The sequence below is a fragment of the Corynebacterium aurimucosum ATCC 700975 genome (genome assembly GCF_000022905.1).
Taxonomy (GTDB): domain Bacteria; phylum Actinomycetota; class Actinomycetes; order Mycobacteriales; family Mycobacteriaceae; genus Corynebacterium; species Corynebacterium aurimucosum_F.
In genome coordinates, this window is sequence record NC_012590.1 from 1,059,601 (window position 1) to 1,081,223 (window position 21,623).

Here is a 21,623-nt window from a genome sequence, read left to right on the forward strand (position 1 = left end):
AACGTCTCTTGGCTGTGCCTTTGGGAATCGTAAGGGGTTGCGTAGAGAGTCGCTGTTGGGCGCTATGTTGCGGGCGCAAGTTAGCGCCTTAATGTTTCGTTCTAGGGTATGGGGCAGGAGTGCAGGGCGGGGACTGGTGGGCGTTTGAAGTGCTCAAATAGTCTGTAATCTAATCGTTATAGCTAATGTGACCTGCGGCTATGTGCGATTTTGGCAAAAGAAGGGGATGCGGCGGTGGCGCATTGTTGTTTCGTCCGTATGGTGGGGGTCAACGCAAACGAAATAGCAAATCGTCCCCCAATCCCCTGGGATTTATGGGGGTAGAGATGAAAGCTATCGTTTGCCATCGAGATATAGACCAAATGTAGAAAGGTTTAGAGAAACAATGGGTAAGAACATCAAGGATCTGTTTAACGCAACCGCATACGACAAGGCCGGCGAGAAGCTGGGCTCCGTCAAGGAGGTCTTCGTCGACGAGCAGTCCGGTCAGCCGACTTTCGTTGAGGTCAACCACGGTCTGTTCGGTATGAGCTCCAGCTTGGTTCCGCTCCGTGGTCACGATTTCACCGGTGATGAGCTCAAGCTGGCCTTCTCCAAGGACCGCATCGAGAACGCACCGGACTTTGACTCCGATAAGCCGCTGACTCCTGAGGCGCAGGCGGACATCTTCAAGCACTACGACCTCGAGAACGCACAGGACGTAACCACCTACCGTGACGAGCGTGATGAGCGCGCTGGCGTTGCCGGTGCTGGCGTAGCTGGCGCTGGTGTTGCCGGTGCTGGTGCAGGTGCACACGCTAAGGATGAGACCGCTGCTACCAGCAGCAACCTCAGCAACAATGAGGGCGAGGTTATCCGCTCCGAGGAGCGCTTGGACGTCAACAAGGAGCGCGTGGCCACCGGCGAGGCGCGCCTGCGCAAGTACGTCGTGACCGATACCGAGACCGTCGAGGTTCCGGTTGAGCGCGAAGAGGTTCGCGTCGAGCGCACCCCGATTTCCGAGGCTGACGCTGCCAACTACACCGGCACCATCGGTGATAACGGCGCGGAGGAAGCCTCCGTTACCCTGCACGAAGAGCGCGTGAATGTAGAGAAGAAGACCGTCCCGGTGGAGAAGGTTAACCTTTCCAAGGAGACCATCAAGGACACCGAGACCCACACCGAGGATCTGCGCAAGGAGCAAATCGATACCGACGGCATCACCGAGACCCGCAAGTAATCTCGGTTAAGGGCTAAGAGGCTGGAGCTGCAAAGCTCCAGCTTTTCGCGTTTTGGGTTTGCTCAGTATTTTTTGGTCTTGAACAGGGTGGAAAACGCAAGGCCAAGCCAGTAGGTTTGAATCATGTCACGTTTTAGCCCACTGAATTGGCCCGTTGTGCGCCAAATCCGGAACAAGGATGCCTTCGGCCGCGACGTGTCCACGCAGTCGGCTAAGAGTGAAGACCTGCGCGGACGCACCGTTGACGCGGACCGCGTCGTCCAGTCGGTCTGCCCCTACTGCGCAGTGGGTTGTTCTCAGCGCGTTTATGTCAAAGATGACCGCGTCATCCAAATCGAGGGCGACCCAGATTCCCCGATTTCCCGCGGCCGCCTGTGCCCTAAGGGCTCGGCCTCTGAGCAGCTCATTAACTCCTCGACCCGAATCACCACGATCAAGTACCGGGCGCCCTATGCCACCGAATGGCAGGAGCTCGATGAAGAGACCGCGATGGACATGATCGCGGACCGCTTTGTGGAAGCGCGCGCGAGGCACTGGGAGGACGTCGATAAGCAGGGGCGTCGCCTCAACCGCACAATGGGCATTGCGGGCCTGGGTGGAGCGACGCTGGATAATGAGGAGAACTACCTCATTAAGAAGCTGTTTACCGCCACCGGCGCCATTCAGGTGGAAAACCAAGCGCGTATATGACACTCCGCCACCGTTCCTAGTCTAGGAACTTCGTTTGGCCGCGGCGGCGCAACCCAACCGCTGCAGGATATGGCGAATGCGGATTGCATCGTCATTGAGGGTTCTAATATGGCGGAATGCCACCCAGTGGGTTTCCAGTGGGTCGTTGAAGCCAAGAAGCGCGGCGCGCGCATTATTCACGTTGATCCGCGCTACACGCGTACGTCTGCCTTTGCGAACCGTCACATCGGCATTCGCGGTGGTACGGATGTGGTGCTGCTCGGCGCGATAATCAAGTACGTGCTGGATAATGACCTGTATTTCCACGATTACGTGGTGGATTACACGAACGCGGCGTCGATAATTTCGCCGGACTTTAAGGACACCGAGGACCTCGAGGGACTGTTCTCTGGGTATGACGCAGAGAAGGGCAAGTACGTCACGGACTCGTGGCAGTATGTGCAAAAGCCCGAGGGCTCCTCGTGGAACGTGGAGAAGGACATGACTCTGGAGGACCCAAACACGGTCTTCCAGATTCTCAAGCGCCACTACTCGCGCTACACCCCGGAGATGGTGGAGGAGACCTGCGGTATTTCGCCGGAGGACTTCTACTACTTGGCGGATTCCATTGCGCAGAACTCTAACCCGGAGCGCACGACGTGCTTCGCCTACGCTCTGGGCTTTACCCAGCACACTCTGGGTGCACAGTTCATCCGCACCGCGGCAATCCTGCAGCTGCTCATGGGCAACGTGGGCCGCCCCGGTTCGGGCATCATGGCCCTGCGCGGGCATGCGTCGATTCAGGGCTCGACCGATATCCCGACCCTGTTCAACTCGCTGCCGGGTTACCTGCCCATGCCGCATGTGGACCAGGAAACCTGGGCGGATTACCTGGATTCCTTCCGGCAGGAGGACCAGAAGGGCTTCTGGCAGTTGGGTGAGAACTACGCGGTCTCGCTCATGAAGTCCTACTGGGGCGACGCCGCCACCAAGGAGAACAACTGGGGTTTTGATCTCATGCCGCGCCTCTCCGGAGCGCACTCGACCTACGAGACCTTGCTGGCTATGCTGCGCAAGGAAGTGGAAGGCTACTTTGTCTTCGGACAGAACCCAGCGGTGGCGCAGTCCAACGGCGGCATGCAGCGCCGCGGACTCGCCTCGTTGAAGTGGCTGGTCGTGCGCGATTTCCAAGAGATTGAAACGGCAAGTTTCTGGAAGGACTCGCCGGAAGTCAAGAACGGCGAGCTCAAGACCGAGGAGATTGCTACCGAGGTCTTCCTCATGCCGGCGGCAACGCACGTGGAGAAGTCCGGAACTTTTACCCAGACTCAGCGCATGGTGCAGTGGCGCTTCCAGGCGACTCCGCCGCCGGGCCAGGCCCGCAGTGAGGCGTGGTTCTTCTACCACCTAGGCAAGAAGATTAGGGAGCGCTTGGCGAATTCGACCGACCCGCGCGACCTGCCGATTAAGTCCGTGACGTGGGATTACACCGAGGATGAGCACGGGGATCCCAGCTCGGACGAGATCTTGCGCGAGATCAACGGCTACTACCTCGACGGGCCGAAGAAGGGCCAATTGCTGCCGAGTTTCACGGAGATGCGCGCCGATGGTTCTACCTCCGGCGGCTGCTGGATTTACACCGGCGTGTATAAGGACGGCATCAACCACGCCGCGAAGAAGGTCCCGGGTTCGGAGCAGAACGAGGTGGCACTCGAGTGGGGCTGGGTCTGGCCGGCCAACCGACGCATCCTGTACAACCGCGCCTCCGCCAAGCCGGATGGCACTCCGTGGTCGGAGCGCAAGAAGTACATTTGGTGGGACGAGGACCAGGGCAAGTGGGTCGGCGATGATGTCCCGGACTTCCCGGTGACCAAGCGCCCGGACTACGTCGCGCCTGTCGACGCCGTCGGCCCCGACGCCCTGGACGGTGATGATCCCTTCATTATGCAGCCGGATGGCTTGGGTTGGCTGTTCGCGCCGAAGGGGCTGTCCGACGGACCGCTGCCGACTCACTACGAGCCGCAAGAATCACCGGTGCACAACGCGCTGTACAAGCAGCAGCAGTCACCGACGCGCCTGACTATCAAACGCGCGGACAACCTTTCCCGCCCGGAGCCAGGGGAGCGCGGTGCCGAGGTCTTCCCGTTTGTCTTCTCTACCTACCGTCTGACGGAGATGTACACCTCCGGTGCGATGTCGCGCCGCTTGCCTTACTTGGCGGAGCTGCAGCCGGGACTCTTCTGCGAGGTGGACAAGGAACTGGCCGCCAAGCGTGGATTGGTCAACGGCGAGTGGGCCACCATCGTGTCCCCGCGCGGCGTCATCGAGGCTCAGGTTTTGGTGACGGACCGCATGGAGATGCTCACCATCAATGGTGAGGACTTCCACCAGATCGGCCTGCCGTATCACTACGGAGAATCGGAGACCACCGAGGTGGCCGGCGATGGCGCCAACGACCTGTTGGGTCTGACCTTGGAGCCGAACGTGTTCATCCAGAACTCCAAGGTGGGTGCGTGCGATATTCAGCCGGGCCGCCGCCCGCGGGGCGAGGCCCGCGTCAAGCTCTTGCGTGAGTACCAGGAGCGGGCGCACCTGACCGTGGAATCCGGAAACAGGATCCTGGATGTCTCAGACGCCTTCACCACTGAGAGCACCGCCTCCGCAGAGAACACTGGTGATGATTCAACGGCGGGCAACGAGGCAGACTATGAAGGTAAAGAAAGCTAAGGAGGACGCGTGGCTAATATTTTGACCGAGAAGGCTGACCGGCACGGCTATGAGTCCTATCAGCGCATGGCGTTCTTTACCGATACCTCGGTATGTATCGGCTGCAAGGCCTGCGAGGTGGCGTGCAAGGAATGGAACCGCAACCCGGTGGAGGGTTATGCGGTCACCGGTAATTCCTATGACAACACCGGCGGGCTGGGCGCTAATACCTGGCGCCACGTGGCCTTCATCGAGCAAAACAACGAGCGCATTGAGCAGGCGCGCGAGGAGGGGCGCAGACTCGTCGCGCTGGGTATGCCCACAGCCTCCGCCCCAAGCGTCACCCCAGATACCGATGATTTTCGCTGGCTGATGTCCTCCGACGTGTGCAAGCACTGCACCAACGCGGGCTGCTTGGACGTGTGCCCGACGGGCGCGCTCTTTCGCTCCGAGTTCGGCACCGTCGTGGTGCAGGATGATGTGTGCAATGGCTGCGGGACCTGCGTTGCCGGTTGCCCGTTTGGCGTCATTGAGCGCCGCGATGACGGCGGCGTGACGCTCAAGGCAGACAAGACCGCCACCGTGGATTATGACGTACCTGACCACGCGGGTGTGAACGTGCTGGCCAAGCTGAAGCAGCTGAAACCCCAGGGGCCCGACCACATGCCGGGGCAGGCGATGCCGATCAAGAACTTGGGCGTGGCCCAGAAGTGCACCATGTGTTATGACCGCCTCAAGATCGGCGAGCAGCCCGCGTGCGCCAAGACGTGTCCGACGGATTCCATCCAGTTCGGCCCTTACGAGGAGATGCTCGCTGCCGCGAAGGAGCGCGTCCGCGTCCTGCACGAGCAGGGGCTGACCGAGGCTCGTCTCTATGGCGCCAATTCCCAGGATGGGGTCGGTGGAACGGGTTCTATTTTCCTGTTGCTCGATTCCCCAGAGGTCTACGGGCTGCCGCCGGATCCGCGCGTTCCAACGGCGGATTTGCCGCAGATGTACAAGACCGCAGTGAAAGCTATCGGAGGAATGGCGCTGGCCGTGGCCGGGGCATTCATGTTGGGAGGCCGCAAGTGAGCGAGTTCGATGAGTACCGCCCGCCGCAGGAGCCTAGGCGCAGGCGAGGCGGCGGCAAGAAGCGCCGGCGTGGACGAGTCGGAGCCGGGGCACAGGATGGTTCCAAAGAAGAGCGCATGGCGGAGGACTTCGAGTTCTCCTCGTATTACGGCAAGCCCGTAGTCACGGCCCCGCCGTGGGAGTGGCCCATCGGCGGCTATCTCTTCCTCGGCGGCGTGGCCGGCGGTTCTGCGATGTTGGCCGCCGGTGCCCAGGCCACTGGGAACGCACCGCTGAAACGCTCGACGCGGTTGACGGCTTTCTCCGCGGCGTCGGTAGGGTCGGTCTTTTTGGTGCTCGACCTCGGCCGCCCAGAGCGCCTGCTCAACATGTTCCGCGTCTTCAAGGTGACCTCGCCGATGTCCATCGGCTCGTGGATCCTGGGCAGCTTCGCTTCCGCCGCGGCGCTGCCCGCGGTCGTGGAAGCGGACGAACTGGTCGGCGGTGTGCTACCGAAGTCGCTTCGCCGCCTCCTCGATAAGGCGGCGGGTCCAGCAGGCGCTGTCGCCGGCGTGCTTGGTGGCCCGCTGGCGGGCTACACGGCGGTGCTGTTGGCCAACACGTCAAACCCGACGTGGAATGACGCGAAGAAGCATCTGCCTTATGTGTTCGTGTCCTCGGCTTCGGCTGCGGCGTCGGGTGCCGCCATGGTCTTTACCCCGGTGGAGAATGCTGGCGCGGCACGAGTACTCGGTATCACTGCCGCGGCGACCGATCTGGCCGCGACCCGTGTCATGGAAGCGAACATGGAGCCAGAGCCTCTGCGCCCGCTGCACGAAGGCACACCCGGGAAACTCATGAAGGCCTCCGAGGCGCTCATTGCCGCGGGCGGGGTGGGAACCGCAATCGCGTCGGTCACAAAGTCGCGCGCGGTGTCGGTGGTCTCCGGCCTGGCGCTTCTGGCGGGTTCTGCCTGCACTCGTTTCGGCGTGCTCAATGCGGGGTTGGAGGCGGTGAAAGATCCGTCGACAAGCATCGGCCCGCAGAAGCGCCGTGCTGAGGCCCGCCGCCAGGCAGAAGGCCTCACGCACTCGACGGTGACTAGCGGATAGTAATGCGCGCCTCACCTGTCACGGTGCGCCCAATGACCGGATAGCCAGGAACCTCGCCGATGACCAGCAGGCCACCGGAGGTTTGGGCATCGGCGAGGAAGACCAAGTCCTCTTCGCTCAAGTCTGAGTCGAGGTGGGGGCGGACCCAATCCAGGTTGCGGCGCGAGCCGCCCGGGATGAAGCCCTCCGCCAGGGCCTCCATGGCGCCGTCCACCGCAGGAACAGCGGAAAAATCCAGCTCCGCACCAATACCGGAGGCGCGGCACATCTTGTAGAGGTGGCCCAGAAGCCCGAAGCCGGTGACGTCGGTCGCCGCGCGCACGCCTGCGGCCACGGCGGCCGCGGCAGCGTCGCGGTTGAGCGTGGTCATGGAATCCACCGCGGCCTGGGAGACTTCGCCGGTGGCCTTGTGCTTGTTGTTGAGGATGCCCACGCCAATCGGCTTGGTCAGCGTGATGGGCAGGCCCGCCTCGGCGGCGTCATTGCGCATAATCTTGTCGGGATGGACGATGCCCGTGGCAGCCAAACCATACGTGGGCTCCGGGGCAGTGATGGAGTGTCCACCAGTAATGGATATCCCCGCCTCGCTGGCCACATCCATGCCACCGCGCAGGACTTCGCGCAATACATCAAGACCGAGCTTCTCACGCGGCCAGCCCACGAGGTTGATGGCGGTGATGGGAGTGCCGCCCATGGCGTAGACGTCGGAAAGCGCATTGGCTGCCGCCACCCGGCCCCAGTCATAGGGGTCGTTGATCATCGGGGTGAAGAAGTCCGCGGTGGAGATGACCGCGAGGCCGTTTGGGATGCGCACGGCGGCGGCATCGTCGCCGTCGTCAAGCCCGACCAGCACGTTGGGGTCCGCGGTGCCCACGAGGCCCGCGACGGCCGATTCGAGCTCTCCCGGAGGAATCTTGCAGGCGCAACCGCCACCGGCGGCAAAGGACGTAAGTTTAATGTCAGTCATAAGTACTACTTTAGCCGCGTGTAAGGTGAGCAGACGGAGGCGTACGTGTCCTGGTGGGCGCCCCGGTCTTCAAAACCGGTGAGGCCGAGTACCTCGGTCTGGCAGGTTCGATTCCTGTCCGTCTCCGCCATCCGTGCTGCTAGGAGGACCCATGACGACAGACCCCCGCCGCTTTATCCCGAAGATGGATGAGATCCTCCAGTACCCGGCGGTGCAGGATGCGCAGCACCGATTGGCCCCGCACTCGGTCCGCGCGATCATCGACGCCGTGCTTGCCGACGCCCGCCGCGGTTCCCTCGCCCCTTCGCAGATCGAAGGGGAGCTGGCCGACAGGCTGGAAGTTGCGCAGCCTCATTCCTTGCGCCGCGTCATCAACGCCACGGGCGTGATCATCCACACGAACTTAGGTAGGGCCCCATTGCCGCCGGCCGCGGTCGACGCGCTCGTAGCGGCGGCTGGGTACACGGACGTTGAGATGGACTTGGATAGTGGACAGCGCTCACGGGATAGAGGGCGCGCGGCGATTGATGCGGTGCTGGCGGCCTGCCCCGGCGCGGAGGATGCACTGGTGGTCAATAATGGGGCATCCGCGCTGTTGCTGGCGACCGCCGCCTTGGCCCCTGGCAAGGAGGTCATCATCTCCCGCGGTGAGCTCATCGAGATTGGCGCGGGATTCCGCTTGCCCGAGCTTATCGAGTCCACGGCCACCCGCTTGCGCGAGGTGGGCGCTACGAACCGCACCCACCTGGCGGACTATGAGCGGGCGATGGGGGAGGACACGGGAGCTATCTTGAAGGTGCATCCCTCCAACTTTGTGATCAGTGGGTTCACTTCTTCGGTATCGGTTGCTGAGCTTCGTGCGCTCACCGACTTGCCGCTCATCGTGGATATCGGCTCGGGGCTGCTTAGTCCGGACAACGCGCTGCCGGCAGAACCTTCCGCCAGCGAGGCCTTGCGCGATGGCGCAGATCTGGTGCTCTTTTCGGGGGATAAGCTGCTCGGCGGACCACAGGCCGGGGTGCTTGTGGGACAGAAGGAAGCGATCGCCGCGTGTAAGAAGCATCCGCTGGCGCGGGCGGTGCGCATCGATAAGCTGCGGCTCAACGCCCTTGAGGCCTCACTTGCCACTTACTCCAACGCCGTGCAGGACGCGCTCCACATTGATCCGCAGCGCCACCGCGAGCGCACCGAGAAGGTGGCCGCGGCGGTGGGAGGTGAGGTCGTTGAACACGCCGGGCGGGTCGGTGGTGGCGGGGCTCCCGAGGTGCCGCTCCCGGGGTGGGCCGTGGCGTTGCCGGAAGAGCTTGCGCGTCCTCTGCGGTTGGGAGAGCCTCCTGTGGTGGCGCGCGTGAATCAGGGACGTTGCCTGGTGGATGTGCGCTGCGTGCCGGAGGCACAGGATGCAGAGCTCATCGCGGCATTGCGGGCGGTGATCTAGGTGTATGTAGTGGCCACTGCGGGGCACGTGGATCACGGCAAGTCGAGCCTGGTCAAGGCGCTGACGGGGATGGAACCGGACCGCTGGGAGGAAGAAAAGCGGCGCGGCCTGACCATTGACTTGGGCTTTGTGTGGACGAGGCTGGACTCGGGCGCGGACGTCGCGTTTGTTGATGTGCCGGGGCACGAGAAGTTCTTGGGCAACATGCTGGCCGGGGTGGGGCCGGCATCGGTGGTTCTCTTTGTGGTGGCGGCCGATGAAGGCTGGCAGGCGCAGTCCACCGATCACCGCGATGCTCTGCGCGCTCTGGGAATCGAGCACGGCGTGGTGGCGCTGACTCGTGCTGATAGGGCTGACACTGCTCGCCGCGCTGAGGTAGCCGCGCAGGTGCGGGCGGAGCTGGCTGGAACTGCGCTTGCCGACGCTCCAGTAGTCGAAGTCTCCGCAAAGACCGGCGAGGGCGTGGAGAAGCTGCGCGCCGAACTGGACCGGGTTCTCGCCGGCATGCCCACGTCGGATCCGCAGGCGCGCGTGCGGTTGTGGGTGGATCGTGCCTTCAGCGTCAAAGGCGCGGGCACCGTGCTGACGGGAACGTTGGCGGCGGGGACTGTCTCGGTGGGGGATGAGATGGAGCTTGGCGGGCAACTCGTGACGGTGCGCGGAGTACACAGTGAAAACACGTCGGTGGACAGCGCTGGTCCGGTTACGCGTGTAGCGCTCAACCTCCGTGGGGTGGCCGCGGATGAGGTTCATCGTGGGGATGCACTGCTGAGCCCAGGTCGCTGGCGGGTGCTCGATACCGTGGATATTCGCCGCACCTTTGGCACTGAGATGGCTGAGCTTCCCCAGAACCTCGTGGTGCACATTGGCACGGTGGGGGTGGGCGCGCGTTTGCGGCCTTTAGGCGGTGAGTTCGCGCGGTTGACACTGGAAAGCCCGCTACCTCTCACGCTGCTCGATAGGTTCGTGGTGCGCAGCCCCGGCGGGCGGCACGTAGCGGCGGGCTTCGAAGTCGTGGACGTGCACCCGGCTGAGCTGAGCAGACGTGGTGATGCGAAGAAGCGCGCAGCTGAGCTAGAAGTTCTAGAGCCGACCAACCCGTCCGAGTGGCTCAAACGCTGCGGCTACGCTGCACACGAAGAGCTCGTGCGCGATGGCTTCTCGGTGGGGGAAAAGCCTGCCGGAGTCATCGAGTTCGCTCAGTGGTGGATTGCCGCACGACAGGTGACCGCGTGGAAGAACGCACTTCTGCGTGCGGTCGACGAACACAGGGCAGCCAACCCGCTATCCCCAGGACTGACGAAAGCAGCGGCCATGGACACCCTGCACCTATCGGAGCCGTCCCTGCTGGGGTTGGCGGTGGCGGCAGCCAAGCTCGAGTCAGCGGATGGCGTGCTGCGTGTGCCCGGTCAGGCCCTAAACCTAGGTGCTGCGGAAAGGGGAGTAGCTGAGCTCGAACGGCGCCTGCGCGCTGAGACCTTCGCCGCCCCGGAGGCTGCTGACCTCAAGGAATTGGGACTGGGCTCCAAGGAGCTTGCCGCTGCCGAACGCGCCGGGCGCGTGCTTCGGCTGGCCAAGGGCGTTGTGCTTTTGCCCTCAGCTCCACGCGAGGCACTCGAGGTGGTCTCTACGTTGGAACAGCCATTCACCCTCTCGGAGGCACGTCAAGCCCTGGGCACAACGCGCCGGGTTGCCATCCCACTGTTGGAGCACCTCGATGCCACCGGCGCGACCCGCCTAGTCGATGGCAAGCGCTTCACGTTCGGGCCAGGGACAAAGGAACCAAAGTAAAGGCACCATTTGTGGCTGGTTTTCGGAGAAACCCCAGGTCAGTGCGTTAACTGCAGTGCATAAGGTGTTAGTTAAAAGGTGTCTTTGGGGCTAGTAGAACTATGAGGGCAGTGCTCAGGACTGAGTGGACTTCGGTAGCTTAACGGTGGCCGTCATTGACGGTCTCCGTTATGTTTTGTAGGGTGAAACCATGATCCAGTCTTTCGGTAACCGTGATACCGAGCTTGTCTGGTTACGCGAAGCGTCGCCGCGGATTGATCCGAGAATCCATAAAACTTCTAATAGAAAACTCCATCAGCTTGATGCTGCTGTTTCACTGAACTCCTTACGTGTCCCACCGGGTAACCGCCTCGAGGCTTTGAAAGGTGACCGGAAAGGAACATTCAGTATCCGGGTCAATCAGCAGTGGAGAATCACTTTCCGCTGGACCGAGGCTGGCCCAGCGGACGTTGTTATCGAGGACTACCACTAAGGACCGTTATGAGTACCAAGCTTTATCCGCCGATTCATCCCGGCGAAGTGCTTAATGAAGATTTCATCGAAGCTTTTGGGATTACCCAACACAAACTGGCTGTAGAAATTGGCGTTCCGCCGCGGAGGATTAATGAGATTGTCCACGGCAAGCGTGGAATTACCGCAGACACTGCTCTTCGGCTTGGAAGGTACTTCGGCATCGAACCGCAGTATTGGCTCAACCTGCAAAGCCGTTATGAGTTGGAGGTGGCTGAAGACGCAGTCGCTGATGAAATCAATGGTATTAGGCCCCTCGGGGCGGCTTAAATTCAGCGGTTAGTAGCGAGAGCGATTGGACTGGGGGCGTCCTCCAGAAGCAGAGCGGATCGAACGGCGGCTGCCTAGGTCAGGATCATCGCTTCCCCAGGAGTCTTCTGCCCAGATTACAAAATCGCGATCGGCATAGCGCTCTTGTCGGGTAGCAAGGTGCTCCATCCTCTTCGCATAGCGTTTCTTCGAAGCCTCAACTTCGTCAGCTTTGGAGCCTGTAGAGGATCGATTTCTGCGATTGTTGTGTCATTTGCTGGGCATGCTGTGTTCCTGAGCTTCTAAAACGGTGAGCTAGCGTAAATAAGACCCTACGCGAGAGGTGGGTTTAGCAGCCAGATCGTGGCCGACCAACAGGGGCAAAGGAACCAAAGTAAAGGCACCTTTTGTGGCCAGGGTGCAAAGAAACCCCAGGTCAGTGTATTAGCTGTTGCGCATAAGGTGTTAGTTAAAAGGTGTCTTTCGGGGACGCGAAGGCTCGTGGACCGGCCGGCAGCGGCGAGGCGAGGGGATCGGCCGGGGCAGTGAACTCCCAATCGGCGTCGGGGTCGAGTGCCGGCGGGACGGCGGGATTGTCCGGGTCGAGCGGCAGCGGTGGGACCGCAGGCGCGAAGAGCTCGGCAGAGTGAGTAGGGTCTGTGGGATCGAGGGGAAGGTCCACTGCGATGCGGCCCGCAGCAACATAAGCCCGAGCGGCCAGGGAAGCACCGGACTGGGTGGCGGCCGCGAATGCGGCGGCCAGTGCCGGGGTATCGGAGAGCTCAGCACACGGCCCGAGGACGAGGTTGTCGTGGGTGGCGAGGACGGTGCCGTCGAGAAGCGCAAGCGTCACGATAAGCTGCTCGGTTCCCATCTCACGCAGCTGGTGTGCGGTGAGCTCGCCTTCCGCGACGCGGACAAGCGCGCCGTGGCCCCCGCTGAGCAGGGCAGTACCCGCCGGCTGATTGTTCGCCGGAATCATCCACGGGTCGAGTCCCACGGCAACGGCGACCTCCACCTCTCCGTCTACAATCTCGACGGTGGCATGCGTTGCTGGAGTCATCGCCGCTGTGCGCAGACGATTGAGCGCGGGATACTCGGCAGACTCCTCGCCATCGAGCGCACCAAGAAAACCGAAATCCGATCGCACGCGCCAGCCTCCCGTGGTGGGGTCGGGGAGCAAGGAAACGTCGACAAGCGCAGGCTGCTGCGCCAAACCCGGGATGCTCAACGCGGTGGAGAGATTCACGTGCTCAAGAATCGCGACGTGCTCGACACCAAAGTAAGACGGAGCCAGCGGATACAGCGCCATGGTTGCGACAGTCACCTCAAGAGTCAGATGGGATGCGATGGACTTCTTTCAAGCTTACGCAGAGGCCGGGTTAGACACGCTATAGTTTCCCACTATGGACTTAGCCACCATTGCGTTCGCTTTCAGCCTCGTGCTGCTGTCGGGCTTGTCGACGTCCATCGGTGGCGCCCTAGCCGTCGGCAAGCGCGAGCCTGGCCCGAAGTTCATGGCGGCTGCGCTGGGTTTATCCGCGGGCGTGATGCTCTACGTCTCCTTTATGGAAATCCTGCCGGAAGCCCTGAAGAAGCTAGAGAGCACTCTCGGGGACGAAGCGCGCGCCACCTGGACGATGATGGGGGCGTTCTTCGCGGGCATTGCGATTATCACCATCATTGACCGCCTCGTGCCGGAGGAGATTAACCCGCACGAGCCGGCCACGACCGAAGAAGAAGCCCGGCGTAAAAGGCTGATTAAGACCGGCATGTTCACCGCCTTCGCGCTGGCCATCCACAATTTCCCCGAGGGCTTCGCCACGTTCCTCTCGGGCCTGGAAGCCCCAGAGATCGCCATTCCCGTTGCCGTGGCTATTGCCATCCACAACATCCCCGAGGGCATTGCGGTGGCGGTGCCCCTGCGCAGCGCAACGGGCTCACGCAAGAAGGCCTTCTGGTGGGCCACGCTATCTGGCTTAGCCGAGCCCCTCGGCGCTCTCATCGGCTTCGCGCTGCTGATGCCATTTATCGGGCCGATGACCTTCGGCATCAGCTTCGCTGTCATCGCCGGCATCATGGTGTTCATCTCCTTGGATGAGCTCTTGCCCACGGCGGAGGAAACCGGCGAACACCACTGCGCCATCTACGGCCTTATCGCCGGCATGGCGGTCATGGCGGTTTCACTCGCGCTGTTTATTTAGAGGTTATTTCACGCGCTCCGCGGTGGCCTTGACCGCCATGACAATGCTGACGATGACGGCGCCCAGAATAAAGCCGCACAGCATGGACAAGCCGGTGTCCGCCAACCAGGCGAGGGCGCCGTTGTTGATGCTCTCTGTCACGTGGTGGATGAAGCCATAAGGCTGCTCGGCGCCGAATTCGCTCAGGCCCTTGACCACGATGTGGCCGCCGACCCACAGCATGGCGGCGGTGCCGATGATGCCGATGATGTTGAGCACGATGGGCATGCCCTTCACCAACGCGGTACCCAGGGCGGAGTCACCATCGTGGCGCTTGAGCAGGGCGACGCCGATGTCATCCATCTTGACTAGCAGCCCGACGGCGCCATAGACACCCAAGGTGAGGAGGACACCGACGGTGACTAGGGTGCCGAGGCGCAGCCAGAAGGGTTGGTCCATGACCTCGTTGAGGGAGATGACCATGATCTCGGCGGAGAGGATGAGGTCCGTGGTGATAGCGGACTTGACCAGGGAGTCTTCGGCCTCAGGGCCTCTTTCTTCTGCTGGCTTTTCCTCCTTTTCGCCGCGGTGGAAAACTGAGTGGAAGATCTTCTCCGCGCCCTCGAAGCACAGGTAAGTACCGCCGCACATGAGGATGGGGGTAAGTGCCCAGGGCGCGATCCACGACAGGATGAGCGCGATGGGCAGGATGATGACGAGCTTGTTGATGAGCGAGCCCTTGGTGATGCGCCAGATCATTGGCAGCTCGCGCTGCGGCTTGACGCCCTGGACATATTGGGGCGTGACGGCGGCGTCATCGACGACGACACCGGCGGCTTTCATCGAAGTCTTTCCGGCTAGCGCTGCCACGTCGTCGACGCTGGAGGCAGCGGAGCGGGCGATCAGGGCGACGTCGTCAAGCAGGGCAAAGAGGCCACCGGCCATGGCTCACATCCTTAGGGGTAGGGGAGAAGTGTCTCCCCAACTTTACTCGGCAGGAACGAGCTCTACATCCTCTGCCCATGTGAGGTCCATGCCCAGCGTGCGCAGCCAATTCATGGCGTCATCGCCGTAACGCGTGATGCCCTCGACGGCGGCCAGCGTGCGCTCCATGGCGCGCTCGGCCTCCTCGGCACTGATGAGGCCGTTGGAGGTGGCCGCGGCTAGCTCGTCGATGTCGAGCACGTCGACCGGCTCGCCGGAGGTAGAAACCAAGTCGACGTAGAGATCGCGGGTGGTCCACACGTCCCCGTCAACGTCGATGTCGGCGATGTCGATGTAGAAGTCCTGGTGCACGTCCACGCCCTCGCGGAAGTGGAAGATATTGGCGCGCAGGCCGAGCTCCGGCAGCAGCCAAGACTCGAGGTAGCCGAAGCGCGGGTGGTTGGCGCCGCGGGCCATGTACAGGCCAAAATCGGTGACCCGGTAGGTGTCTACCTCGCGCTGGAAACCTTTCGGGTCGACATTGATGTTGTCGGCCGTATTGAAGGTCTCTTGCTTGACTGGGTGCAGATCTGTGCTCATTAGTTCACCTCGAGGTAAGCCGCGGTAGGTGGGAAGGAACACGAGGATTCTGCAGTGTTGACCGCACCGGAGAGGACCGCCACGACGGTGCCCTTGCCAGTCGTTGCGCGGCCCGAGACAGTGGTTGGTCCATCGGTGTTGATGCCGTTGTTGAACAGGGGAGTGGTGCCAAACTGGAAGGTGTCCAGGTTGAACCACTGGACGCGCATGTCGCCCTGCTCTTCAGCGGCGGTCGGGGTACCCAGCGCGGTGAAGAGGAAGACTGCTTCGCCTTCACCTGCACCTGGGGCCGGCATATCAGTCGGGCCAGGCACGGCGATGGCGGAACCCACCGAGTCGCCCTGCCCGCCGATGCACTGCGCGGAGACCGTGGGCCAGTAGAACTGGCGGAAGCCGGGGTTATTTCCCTCCGGCATGGCAACGCCGCCCTCGCCGCCTTCACCAGCAGTGAAGTTGAGTGCGGTGAGGATGGCGCTGCGGGCCTCCTGTGGGATCCATGGCTGTGCGGCGAAAGCACGAACGCGCTCCTGCGTCTCCGGGGTGGGACGGCCGAGGCTGTCCAGCGGGTTGCTGCTCTGTGGGATACTCACGAGCGAGGAGAGGTCGGGGGCGCCGGCGTGTGCGGGCGTGATGCTGAGCAGGCCCATCATCACGGCAGCAGTGAGTCCGGCGACGCCACGACGGGCGGAGCGGGAAGAGTGCTGTTCGGAAAAGGCCATGGAAAATCCTTGTGTGTGGGTGGGGGACGTGACGGCAGAAACTAAATCACATGCGTCACAATAGTATCTGCTGCCACAATATTCACTTTTTTGGTGTAGTCAACTCTAAATAGAGGTCTACTGTGCAGTATGTCGACTGTTGATACCAATCTGTTACATCCCGCAGCGCTCTGCGGGATGCTGCACATCAAAGAGCTAGAGAGTATATTTAAGGGCCGTTCATACCGCTAACGCATCATGCTTTTAAGGAGCACCCCACACGTGAGTAATACTGAGTTCCGTAACGTAGCCATCGTCGCGCACGTTGACCACGGTAAAACCACCCTCGTCAACGGCATGCTGGAGCAGTCCGGCGCTTTCGGCGACCATGGCGAACACTCGGATCGCGTCATGGACTCCAATGATCAGGAGCGCGAGCGCGGCATCACCATTCTGGCGAAGAACACGGCCATCCACCGCAAGGGCCTGGGCAAGGACGGCGGGGATCTCATCATCAACGTCATCGACACCCCGGGCCACGCCGACTTCGGTGGCGAGGTGGAGCGCGGCATCTCGATGGTCGACGGCGTTGTGCTGCTTGTCGACGCCTCCGAAGGCCCCCTCCCGCAGACCCGCTTCGTGCTCACTAAGGCTCTGGAGGCGAAGCTGCCGGTCATCATTTGCGTGAATAAGACCGACCGCCCCGACGCCCGCATCGATGAGGTCGTCACCGAGGCCCAGGACCTGCTGCTGGAAATCGCCGCCGGCCTGGAGGATGAGGAAGCAGCCGCTGCAGCCGAGGAGCTTTTGGATCTGCCAGTTCTCTACGCTTCCGGTCGCGAGGGCAAGGCCTCCACGGAGAACCCGGGCAACGGTAATGTCCCGAACGCCGATGATCTGCAGGCGCTTTTCGACGTCATCTATGACGTCCTCCCCGAGCCCTCCGCCAAGGTCGACGCTCCTCTGCAGGCGCACGTGACCAACTTGGACTCCGATGACTTCCTTGGTCGTATCGCCCTGCTGCGCATCTACTCCGGCACTATCAAGAAGGGCCAGCAGGTGGCTTGGATGCACTATGACGAGGAAGGAGAGATGCACACCAAGACAGTCAAGGTGGCGGAGCTGCTTCGCACCGTCGGCTTCCAGCGCCAGCCGGATACCGAGGCTATTGCCGGTGACATCGTTGCCATCTCCGGTATTTCCGACATCATGATTGGTGACACCATCGCGGATGTCGAGCACCCAGAGCCGCTGCCGCGCATCAAGGTCGACGAGCCAGCCATTTCCATGACCATTGGTGTCAACACCTCCCCGATGGCAGGCCAGGGCGGAGGCGATAAGCTGACCGCTCGTATGGTCAAGGCCCGCCTGGACCAGGAGCTCATCGGTAACGTCTCCATCAAGGTGCTGCCGACCGAGCGCCCGGATGCTTGGGAGGTTCAGGGCCGCGGCGAGATGGCTCTGTCCGTGCTCATCGAGAACATGCGCCGTGAGGGCTTCGAGTTGACCGTCGGCAAGCCGCAGGTAGTCACCCAGGTCATCGACGGAAAGACGATGGAGCCGTACGAGATGCTCACCATCGATTCCCCCTCCGAGCACCAGGGTGCCATCACCCAGCTGCTGGCCGCCCGCAAGGGCCAGATGCAGTCCATGGATGTCCGCGAGGGCGACTGGGTACGCATGGTCTTCCGCATCCCGGCCCGCGGCCTCATCGGTTTCCGCACCCAGTTCCTGACGGAGACCCGTGGCTCCGGCATCGCTAACTCCATCTCCGACGGCCTCGACGTCTGGGCCGGCGACATCAAGGCCCGCCCGACCGGCTCACTCGTGGCTGACCGTTCCGGCCAGATCACCGCCTACGCTCTGCAGCAGCTGGCAGACCGCGGTGACTTCTTCGTGGAGCCGGGCATGGAGGCTTATGAGGGCATGGTTGTCGGCGCCAACAACCGTGATGAGGATATGGATATCAACATCACCAAGGAAAAGAAGCTGACCAACATGCGCTCCGCCACCGCGGATGCCACCGTGACCTTGGCCAAGGCCAAGACCCTGTCCCTTGATGAGGCGCTGGAGTTCTGTGGCACCGACGAGTGCGTCGAGGTCGGCCCGAAGGTCCTGCGTGTGCGCAAGGTTGAGCTTTCTGCCACCGACCGCAAGCGCGCGGCCGCACGCGCTAAGCAGCTCAACAAGTAGGGGGAGCCGTGGGGCGTCGTCAAGCGCCGCCCCAGGGTACTAAACTAGCGCGGAAGAGTTTTTCGGATTTAGAGGTTGTGTGGAGTGGACGGTTTCCTGCCTAGGCTTGGGGTCATCCTCGCAGCCGCCCTGCTCACTGCCTGCCAGGCTAACCCTGGCCCGCCGCCGGTGGTGGACGAGGATGATCGCAGCGCCACTCCAACGAATTCCAGCACGACGGCACCACCGCGGGAAGCGGCACCCGAAGAGGATGCTCTGCCGAAGCGCAGCACCGTGTCCATCGGGGTCGACCCGCTGCGTGGCGGGCTCAATCCGCACCTGGTGGTAAATAACTCCGAGCTGGTTAATCAGATTGCGGAGCTAGTGTTGCCCTCTGCTTTCCACGGCACCGAGATGGACACGGATGTCCTGGAATCTGCCGAGGAGATCGAAGCCCCCGAAGGCGTTGCGATGCGTGTGCGCTATACCATCGCCGCTCCAGCTCAATGGTCTGATGGCACGCCGATCAGTGGTTCCGACTTTTACTATTTGTGGTCCCAGATAACTCGCACCCCGGGGGCTAAGAATGTTTCTGGCTATCGGGCTATCGAGGCCGTGCGGACCTCCGGCAACGGGCGGGTGGTGACCGTGGACTTCAGCCACCGCGTCGAAGTCTGGCACAAACTCTTTGCCCATCTGATGCCCTCCCACCTTCTAGAAGACAGGGATTTCGCCTCAGTGCTGGCCGACGGGATCCCCGCCTCCGCTGGGCGCTACCTCGTGGAAAGCATGGACCGCGGGCGAGGAATCATCACTCTCAACCGCAATGACCGTTTCTGGGGAGAAGATCCCGCGAATATTGACGTCATCCAGCTGCGCGCTGTTCGCGATACCGCGCAGGCGGTGAATATGCTGCGCTCGCGCCAGATCGGTTTTGCTGATTTCACCCCACAACAGACCACCCTGGAGAACTTGAGCCTGCTCAGCAATGTCAATACCGGTGTGGTGATACGGCAACGCCAGCTCCGCTTGGAAATGTCTGCCGCGGAGGGCGCTCTCAATGAGCAGCCCCAGCGCCGTGCGTTAGCCTCGCTTCTGGATACCGACCAGATAGCCCGCTTGGCCACCGGCCGCGCCTCGGAGCTGGAGCCTGGGCACAACCCCTTTGGCAGCAACGCGGAGCTTGCCCCGCTGCGTGAGCGTGCGGGACGCAAACCCGTGCGCATCGGCGTGGATCCCCAGAACCCTACTGCTTTGGCCGCAGCCACCACCATCGTGGACGTCTTGCAGGCCAAAGCCATCGACGCGGAGGTCGTCACCGAACGCCTGACCACCATTACCTCCGACCTGCTTCCGGCGGGCAAGGTGGATGCCGTGGTGGCGTGGGATGAGAACGGTAGCGATGCGATGAGCTTGGCCAATTACTTCGTGTGCGCTACGCCGACGCGCCCAGCGGCAACGCTGTCGGGTTTCTGCCCAGACAACTCCGCGGAGTCCGCCCTTGGCATCCTCTCCGGTGAGCTGGATTCCGAGGCCGCCGAAGAACGGGTGGAGCAGCTCAATAAGGAAGAAGTGCTCTTCGTCCCGCTGCTCAATGAGGTGCGAGTCCACGCTTTGGGCAAGGGTATTGTTGGCCCCGGACAAAGCATTAAGGACTGGGATTCCGGTCTGATTAGCGCACCGCAGTGGAGGAAAGACGATGATTAAGGATCTCGCGGGCTACCGCGTCGTGGCTGTTCACGCTCACCCGGATGATGAGGTGCTCTTTACCGGCGGCACGCTGGCGGATTTGTCCGCACGCGGCGCGCAGGTCACCGTGATTACCGCGACGCTGGGTGAGGAAGGCGAGATCATCGGCGAGCCTTATCAAGGCCTCGCGGAAACCGGTCAGCTGGGAGGCTTCCGTGCTTGGGAGCTCAAGCACGCGCTCGACGCTTTAGGAGTCGAGGGCATTCAGCTGGGCGGGTTCGGGCACTTCCGTGATTCCGGGATGGAAGGCTCGCCCGCTCACGAGAATCCGCGGGCCCTGGTGAACCGCGTGGACGAGGCCACAGAGTTGTTACACGGCCACCTTGCTGTGCTGCGACCACACGCGGTGTTGACTTATGGTCCGGACGGCGGCTACGGGCACCCCGACCATATCGCCGTGCACAAGGCCGTGCACGCGGCTGCCGAGCCCGAGCAGCGTATCTGGTGGGCCGTCTTCGAACGCACCGCGCACTATCGCGGCCTCGAGGCTGTCACACCTCCGGAGGGCTGGAGCTTGCCGGATAAGGAGTACCTGGACAACTTCACGAACGCTGACTGCGATATCACCTACGAGCTCACTGACGCGGCTCTCAGCGCCAAGCGCGCAGCGATGCTGGCCCACGCCACGCAGATCTGGCTTGCCGACGGTTCCCTCACCCCCGTCAACCCGCACGCCGTCCAAGTGGGGCTCAAGGACCCCGCGCAGGTTCCCGCAGCCTATGCCTTGTCGAATTTGCTCACCATGCCTCTGCTGCGTCAGGAGTTCTACCAATTGGGACAGGGAGAGCCACAGGATTCATTGCTGGGGGAGAAGTGACCGAGCGCGCCATTCGTACTGACTTCTCTCGCGGCGAGCAAGTGGGGGGCCTAGTGTGGCTCGTTCTAGGAGCACTCTGCTCGCTGACCCTCGAGGTGGTTTATCTCACCGCTCGGGTGCCGTGGCCCGGCGAGACCGGGATGGCCTTTCCCATCACGATCCTCATCGCTTTCTGGTTCAACGGAGTGTTAACCCGCACAGCCCGCCTGTGGAGTGAGAATCCCTACATCGCCGGTGTGCCAGGGCTGGCGTGGGTGGGAGGATTTCTCGCGTTCATGCTGGGAGCCGCCATGGGGGATAGCAGCCTGCTGCCCAATAATATTCTCAGCCTGCTGCTGTTCGCCGCGGGAATCGCGGGTAGCGTTTGGCCATTTTTCGCCTCGGAGTAGCATACTGTTAGTCGTAGAAAACCCGTGACACACAGGAGTTTAAACACCTTATGACTTACACCATCGCGCAGCCTTGCGTCGACGTGATGGACCGCGGCTGCGTTGAAGAGTGCCCGGTCGACTGCATCTACGAGGGCAAGCGCATGCTCTACATCCACCCGGACGAGTGCGTGGACTGCGGCGCCTGCGAGCCGGCTTGCCCGGTGGAGGCCATCTTCTACGAGGATGATGTCCCGGATGAGTGGCTGGACTACAACGATGCCAACGCAGCCTTCTTCGACGATCTCGGCTCCCCGGGCGGCGCAGCAGCTCTCGGCCCGCAGGACTTTGACGTCCCGATGATCGCTGCACTCCCGCCCCAGAACCAGGAGTAGACC

General features: G+C 62.2%; 19 protein-coding genes and 1 tRNA gene. 15 read left to right on the plus strand and 5 right to left on the minus strand.

All coding sequences use genetic code 11. The features are described from left to right. The first annotated feature begins 385 nt into the window (after nt 1-385). The 4 genes from CAURI_RS05070 (at nt 386) to nrfD (ending at nt 6,759) form a co-directional block, all read left to right on the plus strand. A complete protein-coding gene (locus CAURI_RS05070; RefSeq protein WP_010187295.1) occupies nt 386-1,219 on the plus strand; it encodes a PRC and DUF2382 domain-containing protein in 834 nt (277 codons plus the stop codon). Between the two features lie 123 nt (nt 1,220-1,342). Next, nucleotides 1,343-4,615 carry a formate dehydrogenase-N subunit alpha gene (gene fdnG, locus CAURI_RS05080; RefSeq protein ID WP_236660832.1) on the plus strand — a complete coding sequence of 1,091 codons (3,273 nt, stop codon included), beginning with the start codon at nt 1,343-1,345 and terminating at the stop codon, nt 4,613-4,615. Nucleotides 4,616-4,624: 9 nt separating this feature from the next. After that, entirely contained in the window at nt 4,625-5,668 is a 1,044-nt protein-coding gene (locus tag CAURI_RS05085) for a 4Fe-4S dicluster domain-containing protein (RefSeq protein WP_010187292.1), read from the plus strand. Then, nucleotides 5,665-6,759: an NrfD/PsrC family molybdoenzyme membrane anchor subunit gene (gene nrfD / locus CAURI_RS05090; RefSeq protein WP_012714973.1), complete on the plus strand. Its 1,095-nt coding sequence runs from the start codon at nt 5,665-5,667 to the stop codon at nt 6,757-6,759. The genes CAURI_RS05085 and nrfD overlap by 4 nt, the downstream gene beginning before the upstream one ends. Here nrfD and selD read toward each other — a convergent pair. Continuing rightward, complete coding sequence (gene selD, locus CAURI_RS05095) at nt 6,749-7,726, minus strand: selenide, water dikinase SelD (RefSeq protein WP_010187290.1); 978 nt, start codon at nt 7,724-7,726, stop codon at nt 6,749-6,751. The genes nrfD and selD overlap by 11 nt on opposite strands. Before the next feature lie 35 nt (nt 7,727-7,761). Here selD and CAURI_RS05100 point away from each other — a divergent pair. From CAURI_RS05100 to CAURI_RS05115, 5 genes are all read left to right on the plus strand, one after another. Further along, nucleotides 7,762-7,856 (plus strand) — tRNA-Sec (locus CAURI_RS05100). Nucleotides 7,857-7,877: 21 nt separating this feature from the next. Next, the gene (gene selA, locus CAURI_RS05105; protein WP_010187289.1) at nt 7,878-9,164 is read left to right on the plus strand and encodes an L-seryl-tRNA(Sec) selenium transferase; all 1,287 of its coding nucleotides are present in this window, start codon (nt 7,878-7,880) and stop codon (nt 9,162-9,164) included. Further along, nucleotides 9,165-10,955, plus strand: a complete 1,791-nt coding sequence (gene selB, locus CAURI_RS05110; RefSeq protein ID WP_012714974.1) for a selenocysteine-specific translation elongation factor — start codon at nt 9,165-9,167, stop codon at nt 10,953-10,955. Nucleotides 10,956-11,145: 190 nt separating this feature from the next. Further along, nucleotides 11,146-11,427 carry a type II toxin-antitoxin system RelE/ParE family toxin gene (locus CAURI_RS13585; RefSeq protein WP_010187287.1) on the plus strand — a complete coding sequence of 94 codons (282 nt, stop codon included), beginning with the start codon at nt 11,146-11,148 and terminating at the stop codon, nt 11,425-11,427. Nucleotides 11,428-11,435: 8 nt separating this feature from the next. Beyond that, complete coding sequence (locus CAURI_RS05115; protein WP_010187286.1) at nt 11,436-11,735, plus strand: HigA family addiction module antitoxin; 300 nt, start codon at nt 11,436-11,438, stop codon at nt 11,733-11,735. 448 nt (nt 11,736-12,183) lie between these two features. On the opposite strand, the gene CAURI_RS05120 is transcribed toward CAURI_RS05115, so the two are convergent. Continuing rightward, nucleotides 12,184-13,041: a hypothetical protein gene (locus tag CAURI_RS05120; protein ID WP_236660831.1), complete on the minus strand. Its 858-nt coding sequence runs from the start codon at nt 13,039-13,041 to the stop codon at nt 12,184-12,186. A 79-nt stretch (nt 13,042-13,120) separates the two neighbouring features. On the opposite strand from CAURI_RS05120, the gene zupT reads away from it, so the two are divergent. Then, the gene (zupT, locus tag CAURI_RS05125; protein WP_010187284.1) at nt 13,121-13,918 is read left to right on the plus strand and encodes a zinc transporter ZupT; all 798 of its coding nucleotides are present in this window, start codon (nt 13,121-13,123) and stop codon (nt 13,916-13,918) included. Between the two features lie 3 nt (nt 13,919-13,921). On the opposite strand, the gene CAURI_RS05130 is transcribed toward zupT, so the two are convergent. The 3 genes from CAURI_RS05130 to CAURI_RS05140 are packed head-to-tail and all read right to left on the minus strand — an operon-like array spanning nt 13,922 to nt 16,140. Further along, nucleotides 13,922-14,842: a DUF808 domain-containing protein gene (locus CAURI_RS05130; protein WP_010187282.1), complete on the minus strand. Its 921-nt coding sequence runs from the start codon at nt 14,840-14,842 to the stop codon at nt 13,922-13,924. A gap of 42 nt (nt 14,843-14,884) precedes the next feature. Continuing rightward, nucleotides 14,885-15,421: a ribonuclease FAU-1 family protein gene (locus CAURI_RS05135; RefSeq protein ID WP_010187279.1), complete on the minus strand. Its 537-nt coding sequence runs from the start codon at nt 15,419-15,421 to the stop codon at nt 14,885-14,887. Then, complete coding sequence (locus CAURI_RS05140) at nt 15,421-16,140, minus strand: Rv1157c family protein (protein ID WP_010187276.1); 720 nt, start codon at nt 16,138-16,140, stop codon at nt 15,421-15,423. The genes CAURI_RS05135 and CAURI_RS05140 overlap by 1 nt, the downstream gene beginning before the upstream one ends. A 261-nt stretch (nt 16,141-16,401) precedes the next feature. Between CAURI_RS05140 and typA the strand changes: the two genes are divergently transcribed. The 5 genes from typA (at nt 16,402) to fdxA (ending at nt 21,620) form a co-directional block, all read left to right on the plus strand. Next, nucleotides 16,402-18,312: a translational GTPase TypA gene (gene typA / locus CAURI_RS05145; protein ID WP_010187273.1), complete on the plus strand. Its 1,911-nt coding sequence runs from the start codon at nt 16,402-16,404 to the stop codon at nt 18,310-18,312. Between the two features lie 84 nt (nt 18,313-18,396). Beyond that, the gene (locus CAURI_RS05150; RefSeq protein ID WP_010187271.1) at nt 18,397-19,998 is read left to right on the plus strand and encodes an ABC transporter family substrate-binding protein; all 1,602 of its coding nucleotides are present in this window, start codon (nt 18,397-18,399) and stop codon (nt 19,996-19,998) included. Further along, nucleotides 19,991-20,857 (plus strand): PIG-L family deacetylase, encoded by an 867-nt coding sequence (locus CAURI_RS05155; RefSeq protein ID WP_010187270.1) that lies wholly within the window; start codon nt 19,991-19,993, stop codon nt 20,855-20,857. Before CAURI_RS05150 ends, CAURI_RS05155 begins: the two co-directional genes overlap by 8 nt. Beyond that, nucleotides 20,854-21,246 carry a hypothetical protein gene (locus CAURI_RS05160; protein WP_010187269.1) on the plus strand — a complete coding sequence of 131 codons (393 nt, stop codon included), beginning with the start codon at nt 20,854-20,856 and terminating at the stop codon, nt 21,244-21,246. Before CAURI_RS05155 ends, CAURI_RS05160 begins: the two co-directional genes overlap by 4 nt. 50 nt (nt 21,247-21,296) lie before the next feature. Continuing rightward, the gene (gene fdxA / locus CAURI_RS05165; protein WP_005327491.1) at nt 21,297-21,620 is read left to right on the plus strand and encodes a ferredoxin; all 324 of its coding nucleotides are present in this window, start codon (nt 21,297-21,299) and stop codon (nt 21,618-21,620) included. Nucleotides 21,621-21,623 lie beyond the last annotated feature (3 nt).